Genomic DNA, 25,059 nt, shown 5'->3' on the forward strand with positions numbered 1-25,059 from the left:
TATTACTGCTCCTTTTACTAACAAAAGAAAAGAACTACATCAAGCAGTTCTTCTCCTTTTGTTTAATTATAGTCGCTTTACTTGTCTGGGTCTACCTTGGTGAAGTCGCCGTCAACAGTGTCGCCGCTTGCGCCATTTGAGCCATTGTCAGTTGGGCCTGCTTGACCGCCTTGGCCTTGCTGGTTTTGGGCGTTTTGCTGGTAGAGCTTGACAGCCAGGTCTTGGGCAACCTTGCTCAAAGCGTCCTTCTTTTCCTTCATTTCGTCCAGGTTGTTGTCCTTTTGAGCCTTCTTCAAGTCTTCCAGGGCATCCTTGACTGGTTGAACGTCGCTGTCTGCGAGCTTGCCGTCAACTTCCTTCAAAGTCTTTTCGGTTTGGAAGATCAAGCCGTCAACTTCGTTTCTGAGGTCGACTTCTTCCTTCTTCTTCGCGTCTTCGTCAGCGTGTTCTTCAGCTTCCTTCTTCATTCTCTCGATTTCTTCGTCTGACAGACCTGAAGCTGATTGGATGGTGATCTTTTGTTCCTTGCCAGTCCCCATGTCCTTGGCAGAAACATTAACGATACCGTTCTTGTCGATGTCGAAGGTAACTTGGATTTGTGGCACGCCACGTGGAGCAGCTGGAATGTCAGTCAGTTCGAAGCGGCCCAAAGTCTTGTTGTCAGCTGCCATTGGCCGTTCACCTTGCAGAACGTGGATGTCAACGGCTGGCTGGTTGTCAGCGGCAGTTGAGAAAATCTGGCTCTTGGAAGTTGGGATCGTGGTGTTTCTGTCGATCAGCTTGGTGAAGACCCCGCCCATGGTTTCAATACCCAGGGAAAGCGGAGTAACGTCAAGCAAAACGATGTCCTTAACGTCACCGGAGATAACCCCGCCTTGGATTGCGGCACCCAAAGCAACGGCTTCGTCTGGGTTGATTGAGTGGTCTGGTTCCTTGCCAGCCCACTTCTTTACGGCTTCTTGGACAGCTGGAATACGGGTTGAACCACCGTTCAAGATGACCTTGTCGATGTCGCCAACTGACAGGCCAGCGTCACGCAGGGCGTTGTCAAATGGGATCTTGGTTCTTTGCACTAAGTCATCAGTCAGTTCGTTGAACTTAGCCCGGGTAAGGTCTGCTTCCAGGTGCAGAGGACCTGCTTCACCAGCGGAGATGAATGGAAGAGAAATGTGGGTTGAAGATACGCCTGACAAGTCCTTCTTGGCCTTTTCAGCCGCGTCCTTCAAACGCTGCATTGCCATCTTGTCCTTGGACAGGTCAACGCCGTTTTCTTGCTTGAAGCCGTCAACCAGCCAGTCGATGATCTTGTTGTCGAAGTCGTCCCCACCCAGGTGAGTGTCACCGTTGGTTGACAGAACTTGGAAGACGCCATCGCCCAATTGCAAAACGGAAACGTCGAAAGTACCACCACCAAGGTCGTAAACCAAAACAGTTTCGTCGTCTTCATCCTTGTCCAAGCCGTAGGCCAAAGCTGAAGCAGTTGGTTCGTTGATGATCCGTTGCACGTTCAAGCCCGCGATCTTGCCGGCATCCTTGGTTGCTTGCCGTTGTGCGTCGTTGAAGTAGGCTGGAACAGTGATAACCGCGTCAGTTACAGGTTCACCAAGGTAGTCTTCTGAGAACTTCTTGATGTATTGCAAGATCATGGCTGAAATTTCCTGTGGGGTGTAAGCCTTGTCGCCAACCTTGACCTTGTAGTCACTTTCGCCCATGTGCCGCTTGATGGAAACAATAGTATTCGGGTTGGTGATGGCTTGCCGCTTGGCAACTTCACCGACTTGAATTTCGCCGTCCTTGAAGGCAACTACTGAAGGGGTAGTTCTGGCGCCTTCCGGGTTGGTAATAATCTTTGGTTCCTTGCCTTCCAAAACCGCAACTGCTGAGTTGGTGGTACCTAAGTCAATCCCAATAACTTTAGACATTGTCTTTTATCTCCTTTGTATTATTTTTGCTTGTTTATTGCTTTGTTAAAAAATTGCCTTACTGGGCAACCACAACCATGGCTGGCCGCAGGGTCCGGTCCTTGTAGACATAGCCCTTTTGCAGGACCTGGACGACATGGTCTTTTTGATCATCATTTTCAGCCGGTACGCTTTGGACCGCCTGGTGCAATGTCGGATCAAACTTTTCACCGTCAGCCTTGATTTCTTCAATGCCGTTATCCTTCAAGGCTCTGACCAGGCCTTCCAGGGTCATTTCGATCCCCTTCTTCAGCTGGCTGGAAGCCTCGTCGTCGGCCTTGACCTGGAGGGCTCTTTCCAAGTTGTCCACGCTGGCCAGGATATCCTTGCCCAAGCGCTGGGACTCATACTTGACCAGGTTGGCTCTTTCCTTGCTGTAGCGGCGCTGGGCATTTTGAATCTCAGCTTCGCTTCTTAAGTACTTGTCTTCCAGGTCCTTGTTCTTCTGGGTCAAAGCGGCAACTTCAGCCTTGAGCTGGTCCAGTTCTGAATCAGCTGCCTTGTCAGCCTTTTCCTTGTCGCCACTTACCTTTTTGTCTTCTTTTACGCCTGCCTTGTCAGCTTCAGCTGGCTTGGCTTGCTTTTCCTGGTCTTCTTGCGGCAAATCCTTCTCACTTGGAAATTCTTCTTTGCTCACGACAAACCTCCTTATTTAAATCTGCCATAGTAATCTAACAACTTGCGGGCCAGTTCCTGGCGGAAGTATTCCATCAAGCCAATCATTTCCGAGTAAGGCATATTTCTCGGCCCCAAGAGGGCGATCGTTCCCCGGCCATAGCGGCCGACGCTGTATTCAGCCGTCACCAGGCTGAAATCCTTCAGCAGGTCGTTTTGCAATTCCGTCCCTAAGCGGACATGAACTGGATAATGGCCGGGACTGTCACTCAGATCGATCAGTTCATCAGCTAAAGAGCTGGAATTGATCAGTTCATAAAGCGACTTGATGTCTTTTAAATCGCTGTTTTCTGTATTATTGAGCAGGTTCAGCTGACCGTCAACGTACAGCTGCTCACTTGCCGCGTCTTTAATGACGGCTTCCAGAAGCTCCAGAAATTCCGGAGCATTCTTGCCGACGATATTAGAGCTGGACAATTGCTCAAAGGTCTGCTTGTTGATTTCGCTTAAATTCTTGCCGACCAGCTGGTCGTTGATCAAGCGGACAGCTTGTTCAATTTCATCCCCTGAGATGTGCCGCGGCAAGGTGTAAAGCTGGTTCTTGACACTGCCATCGCTGGTTACCAGAATTGCCATGACCTGCCGGGGTGCCAGGGGCACGATTCTGAAGCCCGTAATGCTGACATTCTTGACTTCGGGGCCTTCAGCGAAGGCCGTGTAGTCAGTCAAGTCCGACAGGATCTTGGCAGCTTCCTTGACGATCTCGTCCACTTGGTTGAACGGCTGGTCAAACTGGTAGCCAATTTGATTGTAAATTTCTTCCGGCAGCTGCAGGGGCTGCACCAAATTGTCCAGGTAGTAGCGGTAACCCTCAGTCGATGGCACCCGGCCGCTGGAGGAGTGGGTCTTTTCAATCAAGCCATGCTCTTCCAGGACCGCCATCTCATTGCGGATAGTCGCGCTGGACACTTTAATCGGCAATTGATTCATGACTGTCTTTGAGCCGACCGGCTCATGCGTCTTGGTGAAGTCCTGAATAATTGTCTTGAGAATAAGTTCTTGACGTTCGGTCAACATAACATCGCCCTCACTTTTAGCACTCACATCTTTCATGTGCTAACATGGTATAGATTAACAAGAAATTAGCAGTTAGTCAAGGAGAATGCTAAAAAAAATCCCGCAAAAAAACGGTCTCTTTTCAAAGACCGTTTTTTACTGTCCAATTAAGGAACTAAAATAGTTTTCACTGGCGACCTGGTCCAGCTTCAGCTGCTCGCTTAAAGCTTCCATGTCGGCAAACTTTTCTTCCCCGCGCAAGTACTTGTACCAGGCAATGGTGATCTGCTCGCCATAGATGTCCTGGTCAAAATCAAAGATGTTGGATTCGATGTAAATCTTCTTCTCATCATTGAAAGTGACATTGTAGCCGACGCTGGTCATCGACTGGTACCAGCTGTCCCCCACCTGGGTCATGGTCGCGTAGACGCCGATTTTCGGCAACACTTTTGGCCAGGCCAATTCCAGATTCGCGGTTGGAAAGCCTAGCTTGTGGCCGTTTCTGAAGCCGTGGACGACCTTGCCGCTAGTTAGATACGGGTGACCCAACAATTCTGTAGCCAAGCGGAGATTGCCGCTTTTAATAGCCTTACGGATTTCGGTTGAGCCAATTTTTTCCCCGGCAAAAATCTGCTTTGGCACCACCTTGATGTCAAAGCGGCCCTTGGCAAAAACCGGCAGATTTTCCATGTTGGCCACGTCCTTTGGGCCATAGCTGTAGTCAAAGCCGGCAACAACCGTGTCTGCCTTAAGGCCCATGATGATCTCATCAACGAAGGCCTGGGGAGCCAGGTGGCTGAATTCCGGAGTGAACTTGAGAATCACCAGGTAGTCGACCCCGATCTTGGACATTTCGTAGGCCTTTTCCTCCGGACTGTTCAAGTACTCAAAGTCCTTGACCCCGGCGTAGACCTCCTTGGGATGGCGGTCAAAGGTCAGCACCATCAATGGCAGATCCTTCTCATCTGCAATTATCCGGGCTTCCTTGATCAACTTCTGGTGGCCGATATGAACTCCGTCAAAAAAGCCCAGGGCCAGGACAACCTTGCCGGCCGTCAGTTCTTTCTTGAACGGATAGCTTAGATTTATTACTTTCAAACTTAATCCCTCAATTACTCATTACTTAAAAGCATTAGGTCCGGGCAGTAGAGACCTTGTCCCTTGGCCCGGTAAATCGCTTTAACCTTTTCATTATACCGCAAAGCGACCTTGCCTGCATCAAGAGGGAGTTTGATCCAGGCCCCGTTTTTCACCTGCTGCCATAAGGCATCGTCTAATTCAAATTGCGGGTAGTCAGCAAAAAAGCTGTCGATTGGCTGAATATAATCTTCAGCATGGTCCAAATTCTCCGCCAGTTCTTCCAAAGTGACCGCGTCCTGCAGTTTGTAGCCAGAACTGGCCGTCCGCCGCAATTTGGTCATCACTGCCGGCAAGCCCAATTTATCGCCCAGGTCGTTGACCAGGCTGCGGACATAGGTCCCCTTAGAACATTCAACTTCATAAGAAAAAGTCTGCCGGCCTTTTTCTGGGTCAAACTGGCTTGGCCGCGTCAAGTCATAGCGAAAAACCTGGACAGACCGCTTGGGCCGCTCAACCGGAATCCCTTCTCTGGCATATTCGTAGAGCCGCTTGCCATTGACTCTGACCGCGGAATAAATTGGCGGCTGCTGGACGATTTCCCCAGTCAAAGACTGCATGGCCTCTTTGATGGCCTGGTCACTGACCGGCTCAGTCAGGGCTTTCTCCGCCAAAACTTTCCCTTCCAGGTCATAAGAATCAGTTGCCAGGCCCAGCATGCCTTCACCAACATAAGCTTTTGGCCGCTCATGCATCAGCTCAATCAATTTTGTTGCCTGACCTAGAGCTACCGGCAAAACGCCGGTGACTTCCGGGTCCAGGGTTCCGGCATGGCCGATCTTCTTTTGCTTTAAGAGCCGGCGCAGCTTATAAACCACATCCCCGCTGGTCATGCCCGCTGCCTTGTCGATTACGATAATTCCGTTGAACATCTTTTTCTCCTCTTCTTTATACGCAAAAAAGCGCCCGAAGGCGCTTTTTGCTAGTTTTGGCGATCTTGTTCCTGCTTCTTCAAGTCAGCAAGCAAACGGTCGATCTTGCTGCCGTAGATCACGGACTGGTCCCGCTTGAAAATCAGTTCCGGAACCTTGTACATGGTCAAGCTCTGGCCGAGCAAGTGCCGCATGGTTCCTTTAGCCTTTTCCAAGCCGGCTTCCGCTTCTTTTTGCGCCTGTTCATCTTCAGTCAGCAGACTGTAGTAGACAGTCGCGTATGAAAAGTCATTGCTGCACTCCACGGCGGTAAAAGTCACGTCGCTGACCCGGGGATCGCGGATGTTCTTGCGGATGATCTTGGTCAGTTCCCGCAGGATTTCGCCTTCAACCCGTCCTTTTCTGTGCTTCATTTCAGCCTCCTGTTAACCTGGCTTAACTTCCTGCATTTCGTAGGCTTCCAGTTCATCGCCTTCCTTGATGTCGTTGAAGTTTTCAATGGTCAAACCACAGTCAAAGCCTGCCTTGACTTCCTTGACGTCATCCTTGAACCGGCGCAGTGAGGCAACCTTGCCGTCGTACTTGACCACGCCGTCTCTGATAACCCGGATGCCTGATTCTCTAGTAACGTAGCCGTTGTCGACAAAGGCACCAGCGATGGTCCCGATCTTGGATACCTTCCAGGTTTCGCGAACAGTCAGGTTACCGATAACCTTTTCTTCGTAAGTTGGTTCCAGCATCCCTTGCATAGCGGCCTTAACGTCATCGATAGCCTTGTAGATGATGCTGTAAAGGCGGATGTCGACGCCTTCTTGAGCAGCCTGGCTCTTGGCAGTTGCCGTTGGCCGGACGTTGAAGCCGATGATCAAGGCGTTTGAAGCGCTGGCCAGGGTAACGTCACTTTCATTGATGGCCCCGACGCCGGAGTGGATAATGTTGACCCGGACGCCTTCAACGTCGATCTTTTGGAAGGATTGGGCCAAGGCTTCAGCAGACCCTTGCACGTCAGCCTTCAAAACGATGTCGACAGACTTCATGCTTTCCCGCTTCATCGTGTCAAAGAGGTTGTCCAGAGTAACGTGCTGAACATTTTCACGCTGCTTTTGCAGAGACTGCTGGGCCCGGGCTTCACCAACCGCGCGGGCAGTCTTTTCATCATCAAAGACAACCAGCTTGTCGGCTGATTCCGGCACGTCATTCAAACCAGTAATTTCAACAGGCATTGATGGCGTAGCCTTCTTGACCTGGTGGCCCTTGTCGTTGGTCATGGTCCGGACACGGCCGAAGGTGTCACCGACAACGATTGGATCACCAATCCGCAGGGTACCCTGCTGAATCAAGACGTCGGCAACTGGACCCTTGCCCCGGGACAAACGAGCTTCGACAACCGTACCGATCGCCTTTTGCTTCGGGTCAGCCTTCAGTTCCAGCATGTCGGCTTCCAAGATGATGTTTTCCAAAAGTTCGTCAATCCCCATCCCGGTCTTAGCTGAGATGTTGACGAAGATGGTTGAACCACCATAGTTTTCTGGAATCAGTTCATACTGCATCAGCTGTTCAGTAACGTGGGCAGGGTTGGCACCTGGCCGGTCCATCTTGTTGATGGCCACAATAATTGGCACGCCCGCGCTCTTGGCGTGGTCGATGGCTTCGATGGTCTGCGGCATAACCCCGTCGTCAGCGGCAACGATCAAAACGACGATGTCGGTGATTTCCGCCCCGCGGGCCCGCATGCTTGAGAAGGCCGCGTGACCTGGGGTGTCCAGGAAGGTGATCAAACGGTCGTTGATCCGGACCTGGTAGGCACCGATGTTCTGGGTGATCCCGCCGGCTTCGTGTTCAGAAACCCGGGTGTGGCGCAGGCGGTCCAGCAAGGTGGTCTTACCGTGGTCGACGTGACCCATGATGGTTACGACTGGCGGACGGACAACCTGGTTTTCAGAGTTCTTGGACTCTTCCATTTCCTGGGCAAAAATGTTGTCGATGTCGGAAATGTCTTCGTGGACCTTTTCCACGGCTTCAATACCGTAGTCAGCCGCCAGCAGTTCGATCGTGTCCTTGTCCAGAGACTGGTTCTGGTTGGTCATGATCCCCAGCATGAAGAGCTTCTTCACGATTTCAGCTGGTTCCCGGTGGAGGATCTTGCCCAGGTCTTGCGCGTTCATGCCAACTTCGTATTCAAAGCTTTCTGGAAGCGGACGATCCTTTCTTTGGGTAACCTGCTTCTTGACTTGTGGCGCATTTTGGTGCTTCTTGTTCTTGCGCTTGCGCCGTTCGCTGCGGTCGCTGTTTGCGCCCCGGCCTTGGTCAGCATAGGCATTTTGCCCCTTGCGGCCAGGCTTGCCGCTGTTTCTGCGGCGGTTATCCTTGTTTTCAGGCATTGGCGCTTCAGTAAAGCTTGGCCGGGAACTTGGCCGGCGAGAAGATGAAGACTTGGCAGCAGGCTTTTCACTGCTTGCCTGGTTTTGCTTAAGGCGGGCTGGGGATGGCTTCAAGATCTTTGGCCCGCGGACCTTTGGTGCTTCAATTGCAGTTTCAGCTGCCTTGTCGGCACTTTCGACCTTCCTCACAACCGGCTTGCTTTCGCTGGCAGCAGCCTTGCTTAAGGACTTCTTGTATTCCTGCTTGGCAGCCTTGCTTTCCTGGTCCAAGCGGACTTCATCAGCCCGTTGCTTTTGCTTGAGATCCTTCAGCAAATCTTGGGCTGCTGGCCGGCGGCGCTTGCTGTGGTCGTTAGAGTGGTTGTTTGCCCGGCGGCGGGAATTTGGTCTCTTGCCTTCAGTCTTCTTTTCGCCCTTGCGAATAGCACTGACTGAAATCTTTAATTTACCAGACTTGCCGCTGGTTTTCTTGTTATCCATGCCCAATTCCTTTGAAGTTTCGTTTTCTTGTTTCTTGGTCATTAGATCACACTCCTTCTTTAATCTTATCCAGCAAGGCTTTCGCAAAACCACGATCTGTTAATGCCAAAACTTTGCGTTTCTTACCTACAGCCTGGCTGAGTTCAGCTTCCGTGAAGACGTCCAGCAATGGAGTTGGGTGGGCCTTCAAAGCAGCTTCGATCTCGCCCCGGCTGTTTTCTGCTAAATCATTCGCGATGATAACGCACTTAAGCTTGCCCTTCTTCAATTTGGCCAAAACGATGTCCGTGCCCGAAACCGTCTTTCCGGCCCGGGTTGCCAAACCAAGCAAATTTAAGGCTTTCTCTCGGTTGTTAATTATTTTTGATCACCAAATAATTCTTTTCTTGCCTTCTGGTGGTCCACGTAAGCGAAGAGCTCGTCGTAAAATTCATCGGCGACCTTCACGCCCAAACTGCGTTCCAGCACCTTTGACTTACGGGCAGCAGCGATCTTTTCTGGCTCTAAGGACACATAAGCACCGCGGCCTGGCTTCTTGCCACTTGGATCAACAGAAACATTCTTTTCCTTGTCAACAACGATTCTGACCAGATCCTTCTTCGGCTGCATCGTATCGGTCAACAAGTCCTTCCGCATGGGGATTTTTCTCTTTTTCAAGGAAATCACCTATTCTTCTTCGTCAAGATCCAGGTCTTCCGCTTCTTCAGCTTCTGCACTTTCGTCAGCTTCAGTCTCTGCTTGTTCATCTGCAGCTTCTGCTTGACCCAGGTCTTGATCTTCTGCTACTTCAGTTTCGTCTTCTACTTCGCTTTCGTCAACAAATTCGACTTCTGACTCTGGCCGGATGTCGATCTTGTAGCCAGTCAAGCGGGCAGCCAGGCGGACGTTTTGCCCCTTCTTGCCGATGGCCAGGGAAAGCTGGTAGTCCGGCACGATCACGAAGGCCTTCTTTTCATCGTCTTCGTCTTCGAACTGAACAGCGATAACTTCAGCTGGGTTCAAGGCATTGGCGATGTAGTCAGATGGGTCTTCTTCGTACTGAACGATGTCGATGTTTTCCCCACCCAGTTCATTGACCACGTTCTGCACCCGGCTGCCGCGCGGGCCGACACAGGTACCAACTGGATCAATGTTCGGGTCGTTGGACTTAACGGCAATCTTGGTTCTTTCGCCGGCTTCCCGGGCAATGGACATGATTTCCACCGTGCCGTCAAAGATTTCAGGTACTTCTTGTTCAAAAAGCCGCTTGACTACGTCAGGGGCAGTCCGGGATACCCGGATCTGGGCCCCCTTGCCGTCAGCACCGACTTTAGTTACCAAGACGCGGACCCGGTCTTGTGGGTTGTAGTGTTCACCTGGAATAGTGTCGCGCTTGATGTCCATGACTGCTTCAACATTGCCGATGTTGACGTAAACGAAACGGTTGTCAGTTCTTTCAACCGTCCCGGTAACCAGCTCATCTTCATATTGAGAGTATTCATTGACGATGTGGGCATTTTCAGCTTCACGCAGGCGCTGCATTACGACCTGCTTGGCCGTAGCCGCCGCGGTCCGGCCGAAGTTCTTTGGGGTAACTTCAAACTTGATCGTGTCGCCAACTTCGTAAGCCCGGTTGATGGCCAAGGCATCCTTCAAGCTGACTTCCACCCGGTCGTCTTGCACTTCGTCAACTACCGTCTTCAAAGCCATGACCTTGAAATCGCCCTTCTTTTCATTAAAGTCGATTTCAACATTTTCAGCCTGGCCGTAGTTCTTCTTGTAGGCAGCGGCCAAAGCGGCCTTCATGGCTTCAACGATAACGTCTTGTTTGATGCCCTTGGTCTTTTCCAAGACGTCAAAGGCTTCCAGCATTTCTTTTGACATAAGTTTTGGATCACTCTTTCTAAAATTCGATTGCAAAACGGGCGCTGGCGATCTGCTTGCGCGGAATAGTCAGCTGCTTGCGCCGGGTCTTGATCTTGATTTCCAGTTTAATCTCCTGGTCGTCCAGGTCAAGCAAATGACCTTCAAAGACCTTCTCGCCTTCCAACTTTTGGTAGAGGCCGACGTGGATGTACTGGCCCTTGGCCTTTTCCCAGTCCTGCTCCTTCTTGATCGGTCTTTCCAGGCCCGGTGAGGACAATTCCAAGATGTACGGGTCTGGCAGCGGATCTGGCTGCATTGAGTCCAATTTTTCTCCAACCAACTCACTCAGCTCCGCAATCGTTTCGATGTCAATCCCGTTTGGCTGCTTGTCCACGTAGATTCGCAGATAGTCTTGACTCTTTTCCTTGACATATTCCAAATCAACAAGTTCACAGTCATGACCGCTAATGACCGGTTCGATTGCTTCTTGGATAGGTGTTAAGTTTTTTGGCAAAATTTTCCTCCGTAATAAAAAGAGTGAGCATTGCTGCTCACTCGAATTTACCATATTCGATCTGAAAAAGATTATAACAAAATTTTTCCCACTTGTAAATAGGAAGCTCTTAGAAGAGGGAAAGTTGGTTTTGGTCAGGCATCCCTTCTAAGACATTGTTGTTTTCAAAAAAGTCCATGATCTTCTGGGAGACCTTGCCTCGTACCTGCAAGTCTTCCTTTGACAAAAATGGGGCTTCACTGCGGGCAGCCACGATCTGCTTGGCCGCGGAGTCACCTAAGCCGTCAACCGCGTTAAAAGGAGCCAGGATGGTGTGCTTGTCAACGATCTTGTAAGTCGTGGCTTCAGACTCGTTGATGTCAACCATCTTGAAATTGATCCCCCGCTCAATTGCTTCGTTAACCAGTTCCATATAGGTCTGCAGGTCCTTTTCCAGCTTGGTGGCCGCCGTCCCCTTTTCCTTGATCCGGTTGATCAAGGCGACAACTGTATTTTTACCTCGGCTCATGGCTTCCAGGTCAACCTTGTCGGCTCTGACTGAGAAGTAGGCGGCATAGTAGATCTCCGGATAGTAGACCTTGAACCAGGCTACCCGCAGGGCCATCAAGATATAGGCGGCCGCGTGGGCCTTCGGGAACATGTACTTGATCTTCAAACAAGACGGAATGTACCAGTCTGGAATGTTCTTGTTTTCCTTTAAGACGGCCATATTCTCATCAGAAATCCCCTTCCCCTTCCGGACAGTTTCCATGGTCGAAAAGGCGACTTCTTCCTTGACTCCCCAGTGGATCAAGTCAGTCATGATGTTGTCACGGCAGCCGATCACGCTCTTTAACTTGCAAGTGCCGTTATTGATCAGCTCTTCAGCATTGCCCAGCCAGACGTCCGTCCCGTGGGACAGGCCGGAAATCTGCAGGAGCTCGGCAAAAGTTGACGGCTTGGTTTCTTCCAGCATCCCCCGGACAAAAGGCGTCCCGAATTCCGGCAGACCCAGGGTCCCGGTCTTGGAATTGATCTGCTCTGGAGTAACCCCCAAAGCTTCCGGGCTGGAGAAGAGGGACATGACCTTGGGGTCATCGGTTGGAATAGTCAAAGGATCAATCCCGGACAAGTCCTGCAGCATTCTGATCATGGTCGGGTCCTGGTGGCCCAGGATGTCGAACTTCAAGAGGTTGTCGTGGATCTGGTGGAAGTCGAAGTGGGTCGTCTTCCACTCCTTGGAAATATCATCTGATGGATACTGCAAAGGAGTCAGTTCATAGATATCCTTGTCATCCGGCAAAACGACGATCCCGGCCGGGTGCTGGCCAGTCGTGGCCTTGACCCCGGTAACCCCAATAGCCAGGCGGTCGACTTCCGCGTTGTTCATCTTGATTTCCGGGTGCTCATCCTGGTAGTGCTTGGCATAGCCGATCGCTTTTTTATCAGCCAGGGTACCAACCGTACCGGCTTTAAAGGAGTGGTTTGGCCCAAACATAACTCTGATGAAGTTGTGGGCAACTGGCTGGTAGTCACCGGAGAAGTTCAAGTCGATGTCGGGCACCTTGTCGCCGTGGAAGCCGAGGAAGGTTTCAAATGGGATGTTCTGTCCGTCTTTAACCATCATGACCTGGCAGTCAGAACACTTTTTATCCGGCAAGTCAAAGCCTGAAGCATATTCGCCATTTTCAAAAAATTCTGACTTCTTGCACTTCGGGCAGCGGTAATGGGGCGGCATCGGGTTGATTTCCGTGATCCCCATCATAGTCGCGACCAGACTGGAACCGACAGAGCCCCGGGAACCAACCAGGTAGCCGTCTTTAACTGACTTGGCTACCAGCATCTGGGAAATCAGGTAAACGACCCCGTAGCCGTTACCGATAATGGCATCAAGCTCCCGGTCAAGCCGGGCCTGGATGTTGTCCGGCAAGGGGTCACCATAAAGTTCATGAGCTTTGTCATAGGTCAGCTTGCGTACCCGCTCAGCAGTATGCGGAATCTTTGGCGGGAAGCTCTCGTCTTGGACTGGCTGCACCCCTTCATCGATCATGGCATTGATCTTGTTTGGGTTGCTGATGACCACTTCTTTAGCAACTTCTTCACCCATGAAACTGAATTCATCCAGCATCTCCTGGGTAGTATAGAAGTGCAGGTCCGGGTGTTGCTTGTTCCGGTTCGGGTTACCCCTTTGGGCAGCCAGCAAAACGTCCCGGTAGATGGCTTCATGCTTGTCAATATAGTGAGCATCACTGGTTGCTACGACTGGTTTATTCAGCTCCTTGCCCAGCTTATAGATGTTGGTCAAAATTTCTTCCAGCTGGCTTTCATCGGCGATCAAGCCATCCGCGATCAAGCTGGAATAGTTTGACGGCGGCTGGATTTCCAAAAAGTCGTAAAATTCCGCCTTCTTTTTAGCCTCTTCATAGCCCTTCTGCATCATGGCAATGAAGACTTCCCCCTGGCTGCAGGCAGACCCGTACAAAAGGCCGGCGTGCAAGCGGCGAAGTTCTGACTTGGGTGTTCTCAGCCCCTTGAAGTTGTACTTGATTCCGGCCAAGGAAACCAGTTCATACAAATTCCGCAGGCCAGGCTTTTGGTTTTGGGCCAGGACTGTAATATGGGTCGGCCGGGCCCGCTTGTAGCCTTCACCGTTGCTGTAGTCGTTCATCTTGCCCAGGTCGTCTTCCTGGTACTTGTCATTAAAGGCATCTAAAAGCTTGAACATCAAGTAGCCGGTTGCTTCAGCGTCCTGGTTGGCCCGGTGGTGGTGTTCCAGGACCACATTGTACTTGCGGCAAAGCGAGTCCAGGGTATGGCGGGATTGTTCCGGGTGCAGCAGGCGGGAAACTTCCAAAGTGTCGACAACCGGCTGGCTGATTTCCGGATAGCCGCAGCGCTTCAAGGCAGCGTTGACAAAGCCCACGTCAAACTGGACATTGTGCCCGCAAAGGGGATCATTGCCATAAAAGTCCATGAACTGCTTGATCACGACAGCTTCGTCATCAGCTGCTTGGACCATTTCATCGGTGATCGAGGTCAAATTGATCGTGGTTTCAGACAAAGGGTGGTGGGGATTGATGAATTTATCAAAGCGTTCAATCACTTCCCCATTTTTCATCTTGACGGCCCCGATTTCAATGATCGTGTCATAAACCGAGGACAAACCTGTCGTTTCAACGTCGAAAATGACGAATTCCTGGTCTTCATACCGCATATGTGCCGGGTTTAAAACCAGCAGACCGTGGTCTTCAACCATGTTGGCTTCCAGGCCCATAATGACCTTCATCCCGTTCTTTTTGCCCGCTTCAAAAGCATTTGGCAGGGCCTGCAAGTCAGCATGGTCAGTAATCGCAATGGCGGGCTGGCCGAACTTCTTGGCTGTCTTGATGATGTCTGCCACGTCAGCAGTAGCGTCCAGCTGGCTCATGTTGGTGTGGACATGCAGCTCCACGTGCTTTTCTTCGCCTTGGTAGGCTTCTTGCCGGCCTACGTGCTCGGTTAATTCCATGCTGTAGATGTTGAAGATCAAGTCATGGGCATATTGGTCATCTTTAAGGCTGCCCTGCATGCGGATCCAAACACCAGGCTTGATTCCTTTAAGGTATTCGATTTCTTCCTTGTCAGAATCACGGACGAATTTTTTAAAGGAGACAGAACCGGTATAGTCAGTCATTTCCCCATTAAAAATAAAGGATCCCGACCGCAGTTCCTGCATTTCCGCCTTGAAGACATGGCCTTCGACAACGGCGCTGCGTTGATCTTCTGACAGGTCTTTCAGCTGAGTGATTTCAGCATTGTCACTGATGGCGCCTGGGCCAAAACTGGCCTTCTTGCCCCGCCGGCCCTGGTAGCTAGGCCGGGGAGCTGGCTTTGGCTTGGCCGGGGCCTGCTGGAAGGCTTCCTGCATGTTTTTTTCATGGGCTTCCACCAGCTGGGCCAGGCTTTCAAAGTCACTTTGCCCGCCCTGTTCGTCAACTTCTGTTAAAAGCTTGACGTTAAAAAAGCCATAGTCGCGCAGTTCTAAAGAGAAACTGTCCAAAAGCCGCTGCTCCAGCATTTTGTCAAAAAGCTGGCCGTTAATCGGAATGATCCAGCGGCCGCTATCCTCATGGGGCGTTTGCCCGACCAGGAAATTCTGAGCAGCTGGATTGGCGGACAAGACTTCTGAATTTTCAACCGCGTAGTGCCAGTAGTCTGGCAGGTACTGCTGCTGGCCGTCTGCTGTTTCAACGAACAGGCGGGTGTCGACAAAGTCGTTAAATTCATGCTTAATCGCCTGGTTCAAGGCGTTGTAGCTTTCAAAACGCAGTGGAGTAGTAAAAAAAACGTGGATATCCCATCTACGTTCTTTTCTGTAGACATCCACGTTTTTTATCTCCCCTGCCTGTAAAACCGCTTCGTCAGCTGCCCCTGCCGGGAAGCCGACCTGTTTTAACAATTTGAGAAAAAGTTGGTTTTTATCAGTCACGAGAGTTCAATCCTAATCTAATTCGCTGGCAATAAAGTCTTCCAGATCGGTAACGGCCAGCTTTTGTGCTTGCTCGTCGCCTGGGCGCTTGACTTCAACGATCCCGTCAGCAGCGTCGCGGCCAACAGTAATTCTGATTGGCGCGCCAACCAGGTCAGCATCGTTGAACTTAACGCCTGGACGTTCATTACGGTCGTCATAAAGGACGTCATACTTGGCAAACTTGGCTTCCAGGTCTTCGGCCAGCTTGCTTTGAATTTCATCCTTCATCTTCATCTGGATGATGTGAATACCGAATGGCGCGATTTCCTTTGGCCAGGCAACCCCGTTTTCAGTCGCGTGCTGTTCAACAACGGCTGAAAGCAGACGGGTAACCCCGATCCCATATGAGCCCATGATAACTGGCTGGGACTTGCCGTTTTGGTCCAGGAACTTGGCCCCCATGGTTTCCGTGTAGTAGGTCCCCAGCTTGAAGATGTGACCAACTTCAATTGAGGTAGTAAACTGCAGTGGTTCATGGTCAACCGGGTCTGGTTCGCCTTCATTGGCAACCCGGAGGTCAGCAAAGCGGTCAGCCTTGAAGTCCCGGTCCAGGTTGGCATTGATGAATTGGGCATCGCTTTCGCCCGCGCCAACAACCACGTTGTAAAGGCCCTTAACGGTTTCGTCAGCCACGATTTCGTCAGCCCAGTCAGCGTTTACCGGGCCAACGCCGCCCTTGCCAGCCCCGGTCAGTTCTTCCAAGTCGCTAGTTTCAGCAACCCGCAAGCTGTCACAGTCCAAGAGGTGGGTCAGCTTGACTTCGTTGACTTCCTTGTCAGCCCGGATCAAAACCAGAACCTTCTTCTTTTCATCAACGATGTAGAGGATGCTCTTGACGATTCTGGTTGCTGGCACTTGCAAGAATTCAGCCAGCTTGTCAATTGTATCGCAGCCTGGAGTAGCAACCTTTTCCATTGCCTTCAGTTCTTCAGGCTCTTGCTTGAAGGTGTCAACACTGACCGCCATTTCCAAGTTGGCGGCGTAAGTGCCGGAAGCGTTGGTGGCAATAGTGTCTTCGCCAACAGCGGCAGGTGCCTGGAATTCAGTGGAGTTCTTGCCGCCCATGGTCCCGGAATCAGCAATAACTGGCCGCACTTCAACGCCCGTGCGCTTGAAGATCTTGAGGTAAGCTGCCTTTTCGTCTTCAAACTGCTTGTCCAGCTGCTCCCGGCTGGCCGCGAAGCTGTAGCCGTCCAGCATGACAAACTCTCTGCCCCGGAGAAGACCGAAACGTGGCCGGTTTTCATCCCGGAACTTGGTTTGAATCTGGTAAAGATGCAAAGGCATCTGCTTGTATGACTTAAGGCTCTTAGCCACAACTTCAGTAAAAGTTTCTTCGTGGGTCGGCCCTAGCAACATTTCCCGGCCATGCCGGTCCTTCAAACGGAACATTTCCGGACCGTACTTCGGCAAACGGCCTGATTCTTCCCACATTGAAGCTGGCAGCATGTGCGGCATGATCATTTCAACCACGCCAGCATTGGCCATTTCTTCTTCAATGATCTTTTCAGTCTTGCGCAAGACCTTGTAGCCCAGCGGCAGGTATGAGTAGACACCAGCCGTAACCTGCCGGATGTAGCCGCCCCGCAGCATTACTTGGTGGCTCTTGGCAACCGCGTCGGCTGGAGTTTCCTTCAGCGTCGGCATGAAAAAGATTGATTGACGCATAATTAACTAAATTCTCCTAAACATTTATTATTTTAAGGACTATTTGATAAAGTAGCGGTAGATATCGTTACCCGTTACCGCGATGATCAAAATCAGCAAGAAGACCACCCCGATCAAGTCAACGACTGTTTCATGCTCCTCTGGAATTGGCTTGCCCCGCAGGAGCTCGATAAGTTCCAGCAAAAGCTTGCCCCCATCCAGGCCGGGAATCGGAATCAAGTTAACGATCCCCAGGTTGATGGACAGCATGCCGACAAAGGCCAACATGTAGGTCAGACCCATGGAAGTTGCCTTAGAGGTTTCCGAGTAGATCCCGACTGGACCGGACAATTTGTTTAAGCTGAAGTGCTTGAATAAGTTGCCCAGGGCCTGGAAGATCATCCCCGTCACCTGCCAGCTCAAATCCCAGCCCCGCTTCAATTTAGCGGAAAATGAGTTGTCAGCCTGGGCAACGATACCAACCAGGTAAGACTTAGTCTTCTTTGAGTATTTTGGCGTCAGCTTGACTGACTTTTCGCTCCCCTTCCGCTTGACCTTGACAGTCATGGTCTTGCCCTTGGAAGAAGAGATTGCCTGGCTGACCTGGTCAAAAGTACTGATCTTCTGACCATTGATGGCCACGATCTGGTCACCCTTTTGCAAAACGTGCTGGGCCGGGGAATTGGCCGCTACCTGACCGACAGTCGTCGTTGCCGGGCCAACTGAGGCAAAACTGTAAATCATCAAGACCACAAAGCCCAAAACGATATTCATGAAAGGTCCGGCAAAAGAGGTTGCCAGCTTCTTCCAAGGCTTGGCCGCCGGCAGCTGCACGTCCCGGGGGGCAATCTGCAGCTCAGTGCCCGTTTCATCGATCATGGTCGCGTCATGGTCGACCTTGTAGGTCACCAGCTGGCTCTCATCCCCGTTTTCATATCCTTCAATCGTCAAGTCATCAACCAGGTCTGCCTTGGTCACCCGCAAGGGGCGGCCTTCAATCGGCAGGTCCGATTCTGAAGCATCGATTCGCGTGACAATTCCAGCCTCATTCAGTTCCAAGACAACAGCCGTCCCAGGATCGATTTCACTCTGTTCATCGGGGCCGGCCAGGCGGACATAGCCGCCTAAAGGCAGCCAGCGGATGGTGTAAGTGGTTTGTCCGGGCCGCCACTGAACCAGTTTTGGCCCCATGCCGATTGAAAATTCGCGCACCAAAATACCGGCCTTTTTCGCCACGAAAAAGTGTCCAAATTCGTGAACAAAGACCACCAGGCCAAAAACAATAATGAAGGCTAGAATACTTTTCACGGCTACCTCCTAAATTCCAAAGATCAGGGCAACGATTGGCAAAACAAAAAGCGTACTGTCAAACCGGTCCAGGATCCCGCCGTGGCCCGGCAAGATCTTGCCGGAGTCCTTGACGCCGTAGAAGCGCTTGTAGGCTGATTCAACCAGGTCGCCCATCTGGCCGACGATTGACAGGAAGAAGGAAGCAATGATCAAGCTGGTCTTGTCGCCACCGACTGGAGCCAGGTTGACGTAAATCGCGGTAACGATAACCGCGATGATCACGGCACCGATTGACCCTTCCCAGGTCTTGTTCGGGCTGATCACTGGCCAGAGCTTGTGCTTGCCGAACTTGCGGCCAACCATGTAAGCAGCCGTGTCAGTCGTCCAGACGATCACGAAGGCAAACAGCAGCCGCCACAAGCCGTGGGCCGGATCGCTGTTTCTGATCGCTGCCAGGTAATGGAAACCAGTCCCGATGTACAAACTTGACAGAACGTACACGCCGATGTCATCAAAAGTCGTCTTGTTCTTGGACAAAACCGTCCAGGTCAAGAGCAGCATTACCAAGGCATAGAATACGCCCCACTTGCTCCAGTTTTTTGGCAAAAAGCCGAAGAAGGAGTTGGGCACGGTCCAGGTCAAGGTGGCCAGGGCTGCCAGGGTAAAGTCAACTGAGACCAGAATCTGCTTCTTCATCAAGAAGACTTCACTGATGCCGACAGCGGCCAGAAAGGCAGCCAGCCAATCAATCCACATGCCCCCGGCAATCAAAACCGGGATAAAAATCAATAAAGCAACAACTGCTGTAATTACTCTTTGTTTCATATTACCTAACTATCTGTTTCATCTAATTTACCAAAGCGCCGGTCCCGGTGCTGGTAAATCTTAACCATTTCGGCCAAGTCGTTTTCATCGAAGTCCGGCCAGGCCTTGTCCGTAAAGGCAAGCTCTGAATACGCAATCTGCCAGAGCAGGAAATTGCTGATTCTCTGCTCGCCAGACGTTCTGATCAAAAGGTCCGGGTCAGAGTACGGAGCGAACTTGGCGGTCATCAGCTTAGCGGATACCATGTCTTCAGTAATTTCGCCAGGCTGAATTTTTCCTTCGGCGGCTTCTTTGGCCAAAGCCTGCACGGCTGAAACGATTTCTTTTCTTGACCCGTAATTGAAGGCAAAATTCAATACCAGGCCAGTGTTTTCAGCCGTTTCTGCCATGGCCCGCTCAACAACTTCTCTGGTTGAGTCCGGCAAGGCATCCAGATAGCCCATGATGTTGACCTTCACATTGTGGGCCTGCAGGCGGGGCATGAACTTGTCAAAAAACTTGACCGGCAGGTTCATCAAATAATTGACTTCATCCTTGGGCCTGGCCCAGTTTTCCGTCGAAAAAGCATAAAGAGTCAGGACTTTAATTCCCAACTCATCTGCCGCGAGCGCAATCTTTTCAACGTTGTCCATCCCGGCCTTGTGGCCCATGAAGCGCGGCATGTGCCGCTTCTTCGCCCAGCGGCCATTGCCGTCCATGATGATCCCCAAATGATTCAGCTGCTTATTCTTATCCATAATTAACCCTGAGTGATTTCCTTGCGCTTGTTGTCAGCCATTTGGTCAATCTTCTTGGTTGATTCGTCAGTGACCTTCTGGACTTCCTTTTCCAGGCGCCGTTCTTCGTCTTCAGTGATTTCGCCGTCTTTCTCCTGCTTCTTCAAAGCCTTCATGGCTTCCTGGCGGACATTGCGGACAGCAATCTTGGCTTCTTCAGCCAGCTTGCCAACTTCTTTGGCAATTTCCTGCCGCCGTTCCCCAGTAAGTTGCGGGATAACCAGGCGGATAACGTTACCGTCATTGGCCGGAGTAAGGCCCAGGTCAGAGGCCAAAATGGCGTGTTCAATATCATTCAAAGAAGTCTTGTCGTAAGGGGTAATCATCAAAACCCGTGGTTCTGGAATGGTAATCCCGGCCATTTGGACCAGCGGAGTCGGTACCCCGTAGTATTCAACCATCACCCGGTCTAAAAGGGAAGCGTTGGCAACCCCGGCCCGGACAGTCGCCAGATTGCTCTGGTAGACTTCGATGGACTTGTTCATGTTGCTCTTGGCTTTAGCAATCGTTTCGTTGTTCATTATTTGTCACCTCTGATAATGGTTCCGATGTTTTCACCTTCAACCACCCGCTTGATGTTGCCTGGAGTGTTGACGTTGAAGACAATCAATGGAATATGGGTGTCCATGGACAAGGAGCTGGCCGTTCTGTCCATGACTTGCAGGCCCTTGGAGATCATGTCCAGCTGGGTCAGTTCAGCAAACTTCTTGGCACTTGGATCCAGGTTCGGGTCAGCCGTGTAGACCCCGTCAACCCCGTTCTTGGCCATCAAGATCACGTCAGCGTTGATTTCCGCTGCCCGCAAAGCGGCCGTGGTATCAGTTGAGAAGTAAGGGTTGCCAGTGCCGCCGCCGAAGATAACGACCCGGTTCTTTTCCATATGGCTGATTGCCACCCGGCGGATGTAAGGTTCAGCAACTTGCCGCATGGAGATTGAAGTTTGCAGTCTGGTTGGCACGCCAGCAGTTTCCAGACCATCTTGCAAGGCCAGACCATTCATGATCGTGGCCAGCATGCCCATGTAGTCAGCTTGGGCTCTTTCCATGCCCAGCTTGGCCCCGGTTTCACCACGCCACATGTTGCCGCCGCCGCAAACGACGCCGATCTGCACGCCCATGTCATGAACCAGCTTGATTTCATGTGCCAATTTCTTGATCACAGTTGGGTCAATGCCAGTTCCCTTTTCCCCGGCCAAAGCTTCGCCGGAAATTTTCAAAATGATACGATGATATTTAACTTGACTCATAATGCCCTCCTAATTAGCTCTAACTATTTTACCATAAAACAGAAAACTGTCTCTCCTATTTACGCTATTTCACCAGCTTAAATTTGCAAAAGTTAATTTGCCCACAAAAAAAGGATGGGTTTCCCCATCCTTTTTCTTGCTAGAAGAAATTAGTTCTTCATTTGTGCAGCAACTTCAGCAGCAAAGTCTTCTTGCTTCTTTTCGATGCCTTCGCCGACTTCGAAACGAACAAAGCTTACTACGGAAGCGTTGACTGAGTCAAGGTATTGTTCAACAGTCTTGCTGTCGTCCATAACGTAAAGTTGGGCGAGCAAGGTGTTTTCTTGGTCAACCTTGGTGTTGTCCAGCATGAAGCGGGCCATCTTGCCTGGGATGATCTTGTCCCAGATCTTTTCTGGCTTGTTTTCAGCCTTCAATTCTGCCTTGATGTCTTCTTCAGCTTGAGCAATGACTTCGTCAGTCAATTGAGCCTTTGAACCATACTTAAGGTGTGGCAAAGCTGGCTTGTTGACCATGGCACGTGATTCGTTGTCTTGGTCAATCTTGTGGTTGAGTTGAGCCAGTTCTTCGCGAACGAAAGCTGGGTCAAGTTCCTTGTATGACAGAACCTTTGGGCTCATTGCGGCAATGTGCATTGCAATGTGCTTAGCCAAAGCTTCGTCGCCGCCTTCAACAACAGTCAAGACGCCGATGTGGCCGCCGTTGTGTTGGTAAGCGCCAAAGTGTTGGTCATCAGTCTTTTCAAGAACAGCGAAACGGCGGAAGGAAATCTTTTCACCGATAGTAGCAGTAGCATTTACGTATGCTTCTTCAAGGCTTTCGCCTGAAGGCATGGTCAATGCCATAGCTTCTTCGTTGTTGGCTGGCTTGCCCTTGGCAATAGTTTCAGCAGTTTCGTTGACCAAAGTCTTGAACTGTTCGTTTTGAGCAACGAAGTCAGTTTCAGCGTTAACTTCAACGATAGCAGCAACGTTGCCGTCAACGTAAACGCCAGTCAAACCTTCAGCAGCGATCCGGTTAGCCTTCTTGGCAGCCTTTGCTTCACCCTTTTCGTGGATGATTTCGATAGCTCTTTGCATGTCGCCTTCGGCTTCAACCAGGGCCTTCTTGGCGTCCATGACGCCGGCACCAGTAGTTTCACGCAATTCCTTGACTTGCTTAGCAGTAATGTTTGCCATTTAAAAAAGTCCTCCAGGTCAAACTAAATAACAGAATTCTTCTAAAGATAGTTTACGACAAATTATTCAGCATCGTCTACTTCTTCAGCAGAGTTTTCTTCAGCACTTTCAGACAATTCCTTTTCAACGTCGGCGTTATCTGCACCTTGCTTGCCTTCGATTACAGCGTCAGCCATAGCACCGGCAATCAAGCGGATAGCACGGATAGCGTCGTCGTTTGAAGGGATGATTACGTCGATCGGAGTTGGGTCAGTGTTGGTGTCAACCATGGCTACAACTGGGATGCCAAGCTTGTTGGCTTCGTGAACGGCGATCTTTTCCTTCTTAGGGTCAACGACGAACATTACGTCAGGAATCCGTGGCATGTCTTCGATACCGCCCAGGAACTTTTGCAGCTTGTCCATTTCCTTGGTCAGCAAAGCAACTTCCTTCTTTGGCAGTACGTCGAAGGTGCCGTCTTCAGCCATCTTCTTCAAGTCCTTCAGACGCTTAACCCGGCTTTGGATAGTAGTCCAGTTGGTCAAAGTACCACCCAACCAACGTTGGTTGACGTAGTATTGGCCTGCGCGGGTAGCTTCTTCAGCGATTGCTTCTTGAGCTTGCTTCTTGGTACCAACGAACAGGAAAACACCGTCGTCTTGAGCAACTGCCTTAACGTAGTTGTAGGCGTCGTCAAGCATCTTGATGGTCTTTTGCAAGTCGATGATGTAGATCCCGTTTCTTTGAGTGAAGATGTATGGCTTCATCTTCGGGTCCCATCTTCTGGTTTGGTGACCAAAGTGTACACCAGCTTCAAGCAATTGCTTCATAGATACAACTGACATAAATAAATTCCTCCTAGGTTATTTCCTCTCAAGCGTTCATTTCAGCATTCAACCGTTTGTCTTTAGGCACCTGAATGCCGATCGCTCTTGATGTGTTTTCTAGCGTGCAATCGCACGCTTGTCTATCATACTCGATTTTCCCTTTAAACGCAAGCTTTTCCGCCTAAAAATTAACCCCCTGCTCTTTGAGGAATTTTTCCTTCCAGGCCCGGTCATGGTGCTTGAACCAATATTCCCGCTGCATTGCTTTTGACTTGTCGGCGTACTCTTCATGATAGATCATTTCAACCGGCCGCCTGCTCTTGGTATATTTGGCCCCTTTGCCGGAATTATGAGCCTGTAGCCTTTTGTTTAAATCGTTGGTGTAGCCGCCGTAAAAGCTGCCATCGCTGCACAGGAGAACATAAAAGTAATGCTTTTCCTCCGGCAATTTGGCCTCTAAAATCTTCTTAATTGCCGGAGTGTTGCTCCCATCAGCTTCATGGACTTCGATCGCATCGCGCAAAACCAGCCCGTCGCCCTTCCCGCTTCTGACTGCCTCGACAATGACTAAATTAGCGTCTTGCCCTCTTCTGGAGACAAAGGGCTGGACAGTCTTGACGACTAAGTCATGTTTAAAGCCGTAATTGATGATCTCACCCAAGCGTTCCGGCCGGTGAACCATGAACATCTTCCCCTTCATTTTCAACAGGCCTGCTGAGACGGCGATAATTTCCTCCAAGTTGATCTCCAGTTCATGGCGGGCAATAGCTTTAGACCGGTCCGGGTTCAGCTTGTGACCGGCTGGAGCCTTGAAATATGGCGGGTTGACCACGACGACGTCATAGCTGTCTTTTCGCAAAAAGCTCCCCGCGTCTTTGACATTTCCCTGGTGAACCGTGATCCGGTCCTGCATGTTGTTTAATTCAACCGACCGCCTGGCCTTGGAAACGATGTCCTCTTGCAGTTCAACATCGTCGTAATGGGCCTTGTTAAAAGCGGCCATGTAGAGGCTGGCTGCCGCGTTGCCGCTGCAGAGTTCAACGACCTTGGACCGGTTTTTGATGGCTTCTTTGGCCCAGTAAGCCAGAAGCAGGGTATCCAGGGAGAAGGCAAAAGACTGCCCGTCCTGGATAATTTTCAGCTGCTCGCCCAGCATGTAATCGATGCGTTCGTTTTCCTTAAGTTCAATCATGTAATTCTGAAGCCCGTCCCTTATTCTTAGATGTGTTATAATTTATTCTACATCATTTGGAGGTTCTTTTATGCTTTATCGTATTTTCAGACCGATTGTCCGCTTCATCGTCTGGGTCTTAAACGGCCACCTGCATGTCCACCACAAGGAAAGACTGCCGGAAGGCACCTACATCCTGGTTGCCCCGCACCGAAACTGGTGGGAGCCGATTCTGTTTGCCCTGGCCGCCAGCCCCACGGAATTCATGTTCATGACCAAGCAGGAGCTTTTTAAAAATCCTGTCCTCCGCTGGATCTTAAACAATGCCCACGCCTTCCCGGTCAACCGTGAGCACCCGGGTCCTTCTGTCATCAAGATCCCGGTCAAGGGCTTAAAGTCAGAAGGCCTGTCTTTGATCATGTTTCCTTCCGGCACCCGGCACTCAGCCTCCCTTAAATCCGGTGCCCTGGTTATCGCCAGAATGTCCGGCCGGCCCCTGGTCCCGGCTGTCTACCAAGGTCCGCTTACTTTTAAAGGGGTATTAAAAAGAAAAGGCATGGAAATCAATTTCGGCGACCCGATCGTTATCGACCGCAAGACCAAATTGACCCCTGAAACTGAAGCTGCCTACAACCAGCAGCTGGAAGAAGCCTGGCAAAAGATCGACCAGGAACTGGACCCGAATTTCCACTATGAAGCCAAATAATTAATTATGACAAAAGAACAAGAAAAGGATTGAGCTGGAGTGCTCAATCCTTTTTCTTTATGCT

22 protein-coding genes are annotated in these 25,059 nt (G+C 50.8%); 1 reads left to right on the top strand and 21 read right to left on the bottom strand.

The genetic code is table 11. The features are described from left to right. Positions 1-77 precede the first annotated feature (77 nt). The 21 genes from dnaK to ACYVUT_RS06865 form a co-directional block, all read right to left on the bottom strand. Positions 78-1,922, bottom strand: a complete 1,845-nt coding sequence (dnaK, locus tag ACYVUT_RS06765; RefSeq protein ID WP_439776078.1) for a molecular chaperone DnaK — start codon at positions 1,920-1,922, stop codon at positions 78-80. Positions 1,923-1,980: 58 nt separating this feature from the next. Next, a complete protein-coding gene (gene grpE, locus ACYVUT_RS06770) occupies positions 1,981-2,598 on the bottom strand; it encodes a nucleotide exchange factor GrpE (protein WP_484500404.1) in 618 nt (205 codons plus the stop codon). An 11-nt stretch (positions 2,599-2,609) separates the two neighbouring features. Beyond that, complete coding sequence (gene hrcA / locus ACYVUT_RS06775; RefSeq protein WP_439776080.1) at positions 2,610-3,653, bottom strand: heat-inducible transcriptional repressor HrcA; 1,044 nt, start codon at positions 3,651-3,653, stop codon at positions 2,610-2,612. Positions 3,654-3,788: 135 nt separating this feature from the next. Continuing rightward, positions 3,789-4,730: a riboflavin biosynthesis protein RibF gene (ribF, locus tag ACYVUT_RS06780; protein WP_484500405.1), complete on the bottom strand. Its 942-nt coding sequence runs from the start codon at positions 4,728-4,730 to the stop codon at positions 3,789-3,791. 14 nt (positions 4,731-4,744) lie between these two features. Continuing rightward, complete coding sequence (gene truB / locus ACYVUT_RS06785) at positions 4,745-5,641, bottom strand: tRNA pseudouridine(55) synthase TruB (protein WP_484500406.1); 897 nt, start codon at positions 5,639-5,641, stop codon at positions 4,745-4,747. A 50-nt stretch (positions 5,642-5,691) separates the two neighbouring features. Further along, positions 5,692-6,054 carry a ribosome-binding factor A gene (locus tag ACYVUT_RS06790; protein ID WP_270447765.1) on the bottom strand — a complete coding sequence of 121 codons (363 nt, stop codon included), beginning with the start codon at positions 6,052-6,054 and terminating at the stop codon, positions 5,692-5,694. Positions 6,055-6,066: 12 nt separating this feature from the next. Continuing rightward, a complete protein-coding gene (infB, locus tag ACYVUT_RS06795; RefSeq protein WP_484500407.1) occupies positions 6,067-8,544 on the bottom strand; it encodes a translation initiation factor IF-2 in 2,478 nt (825 codons plus the stop codon). 4 nt (positions 8,545-8,548) lie between these two features. Next, positions 8,549-8,833, bottom strand: a complete 285-nt coding sequence (locus ACYVUT_RS06800) for a L7Ae/L30e/S12e/Gadd45 family ribosomal protein (RefSeq protein WP_484500408.1) — start codon at positions 8,831-8,833, stop codon at positions 8,549-8,551. Positions 8,834-8,859: 26 nt separating this feature from the next. Beyond that, the gene (gene rnpM / locus ACYVUT_RS06805) at positions 8,860-9,159 is read right to left on the bottom strand and encodes an RNase P modulator RnpM (protein WP_072551267.1); all 300 of its coding nucleotides are present in this window, start codon (positions 9,157-9,159) and stop codon (positions 8,860-8,862) included. Between the two features lie 9 nt (positions 9,160-9,168). Next, positions 9,169-10,365 (bottom strand): transcription termination factor NusA, encoded by a 1,197-nt coding sequence (nusA, locus tag ACYVUT_RS06810; RefSeq protein ID WP_439776085.1) that lies wholly within the window; start codon positions 10,363-10,365, stop codon positions 9,169-9,171. Between the two features lie 19 nt (positions 10,366-10,384). Beyond that, on the bottom strand, positions 10,385-10,861 hold the full coding sequence (gene rimP / locus ACYVUT_RS06815) for a ribosome maturation factor RimP (RefSeq protein WP_439776086.1): 477 nt from the start codon (positions 10,859-10,861) through the stop codon (positions 10,385-10,387). Positions 10,862-10,970: 109 nt separating this feature from the next. After that, positions 10,971-15,308 (bottom strand): PolC-type DNA polymerase III, encoded by a 4,338-nt coding sequence (locus ACYVUT_RS06820; protein WP_484500409.1) that lies wholly within the window; start codon positions 15,306-15,308, stop codon positions 10,971-10,973. Positions 15,309-15,320: 12 nt separating this feature from the next. Next, complete coding sequence (locus tag ACYVUT_RS06825) at positions 15,321-17,018, bottom strand: proline--tRNA ligase (RefSeq protein ID WP_439776088.1); 1,698 nt, start codon at positions 17,016-17,018, stop codon at positions 15,321-15,323. A 39-nt stretch (positions 17,019-17,057) separates the two neighbouring features. Further along, a complete protein-coding gene (gene rseP, locus ACYVUT_RS06830) occupies positions 17,058-18,305 on the bottom strand; it encodes an RIP metalloprotease RseP (protein ID WP_439776089.1) in 1,248 nt (415 codons plus the stop codon). A gap of 9 nt (positions 18,306-18,314) precedes the next feature. Then, positions 18,315-19,112: a phosphatidate cytidylyltransferase gene (locus ACYVUT_RS06835; RefSeq protein WP_439776090.1), complete on the bottom strand. Its 798-nt coding sequence runs from the start codon at positions 19,110-19,112 to the stop codon at positions 18,315-18,317. 5 nt (positions 19,113-19,117) lie between these two features. Then, positions 19,118-19,849 (bottom strand): undecaprenyl pyrophosphate synthase, encoded by a 732-nt coding sequence (gene uppS, locus ACYVUT_RS06840; RefSeq protein WP_484500410.1) that lies wholly within the window; start codon positions 19,847-19,849, stop codon positions 19,118-19,120. 2 nt (positions 19,850-19,851) lie between these two features. Next, positions 19,852-20,409: a ribosome recycling factor gene (gene frr / locus ACYVUT_RS06845; protein WP_050890309.1), complete on the bottom strand. Its 558-nt coding sequence runs from the start codon at positions 20,407-20,409 to the stop codon at positions 19,852-19,854. Continuing rightward, positions 20,409-21,134, bottom strand: a complete 726-nt coding sequence (pyrH, locus tag ACYVUT_RS06850) for a UMP kinase (RefSeq protein WP_296226799.1) — start codon at positions 21,132-21,134, stop codon at positions 20,409-20,411. Before pyrH ends, frr begins: the two co-directional genes overlap by 1 nt. Positions 21,135-21,283: 149 nt before the next feature. Further along, complete coding sequence (gene tsf, locus ACYVUT_RS06855; protein ID WP_439776222.1) at positions 21,284-22,312, bottom strand: translation elongation factor Ts; 1,029 nt, start codon at positions 22,310-22,312, stop codon at positions 21,284-21,286. A 62-nt stretch (positions 22,313-22,374) separates the two neighbouring features. Then, positions 22,375-23,136, bottom strand: coding sequence for a 30S ribosomal protein S2 (gene rpsB / locus ACYVUT_RS06860; RefSeq protein ID WP_270447754.1), 762 nt, complete (start codon positions 23,134-23,136; stop codon positions 22,375-22,377). Between the two features lie 163 nt (positions 23,137-23,299). Next, a complete protein-coding gene (locus ACYVUT_RS06865) occupies positions 23,300-24,310 on the bottom strand; it encodes a GIY-YIG nuclease family protein (protein WP_484500411.1) in 1,011 nt (336 codons plus the stop codon). Positions 24,311-24,380: 70 nt separating this feature from the next. On the opposite strand from ACYVUT_RS06865, the gene ACYVUT_RS06870 reads away from it, so the two are divergent. Continuing rightward, the gene (locus ACYVUT_RS06870; RefSeq protein WP_439776224.1) at positions 24,381-24,995 is read left to right on the top strand and encodes a lysophospholipid acyltransferase family protein; all 615 of its coding nucleotides are present in this window, start codon (positions 24,381-24,383) and stop codon (positions 24,993-24,995) included. The last annotated feature ends 64 nt before the right edge of the window (positions 24,996-25,059 follow it).

The organism is Lactobacillus sp. WILCCON 0059 (assembly GCF_057197985.1).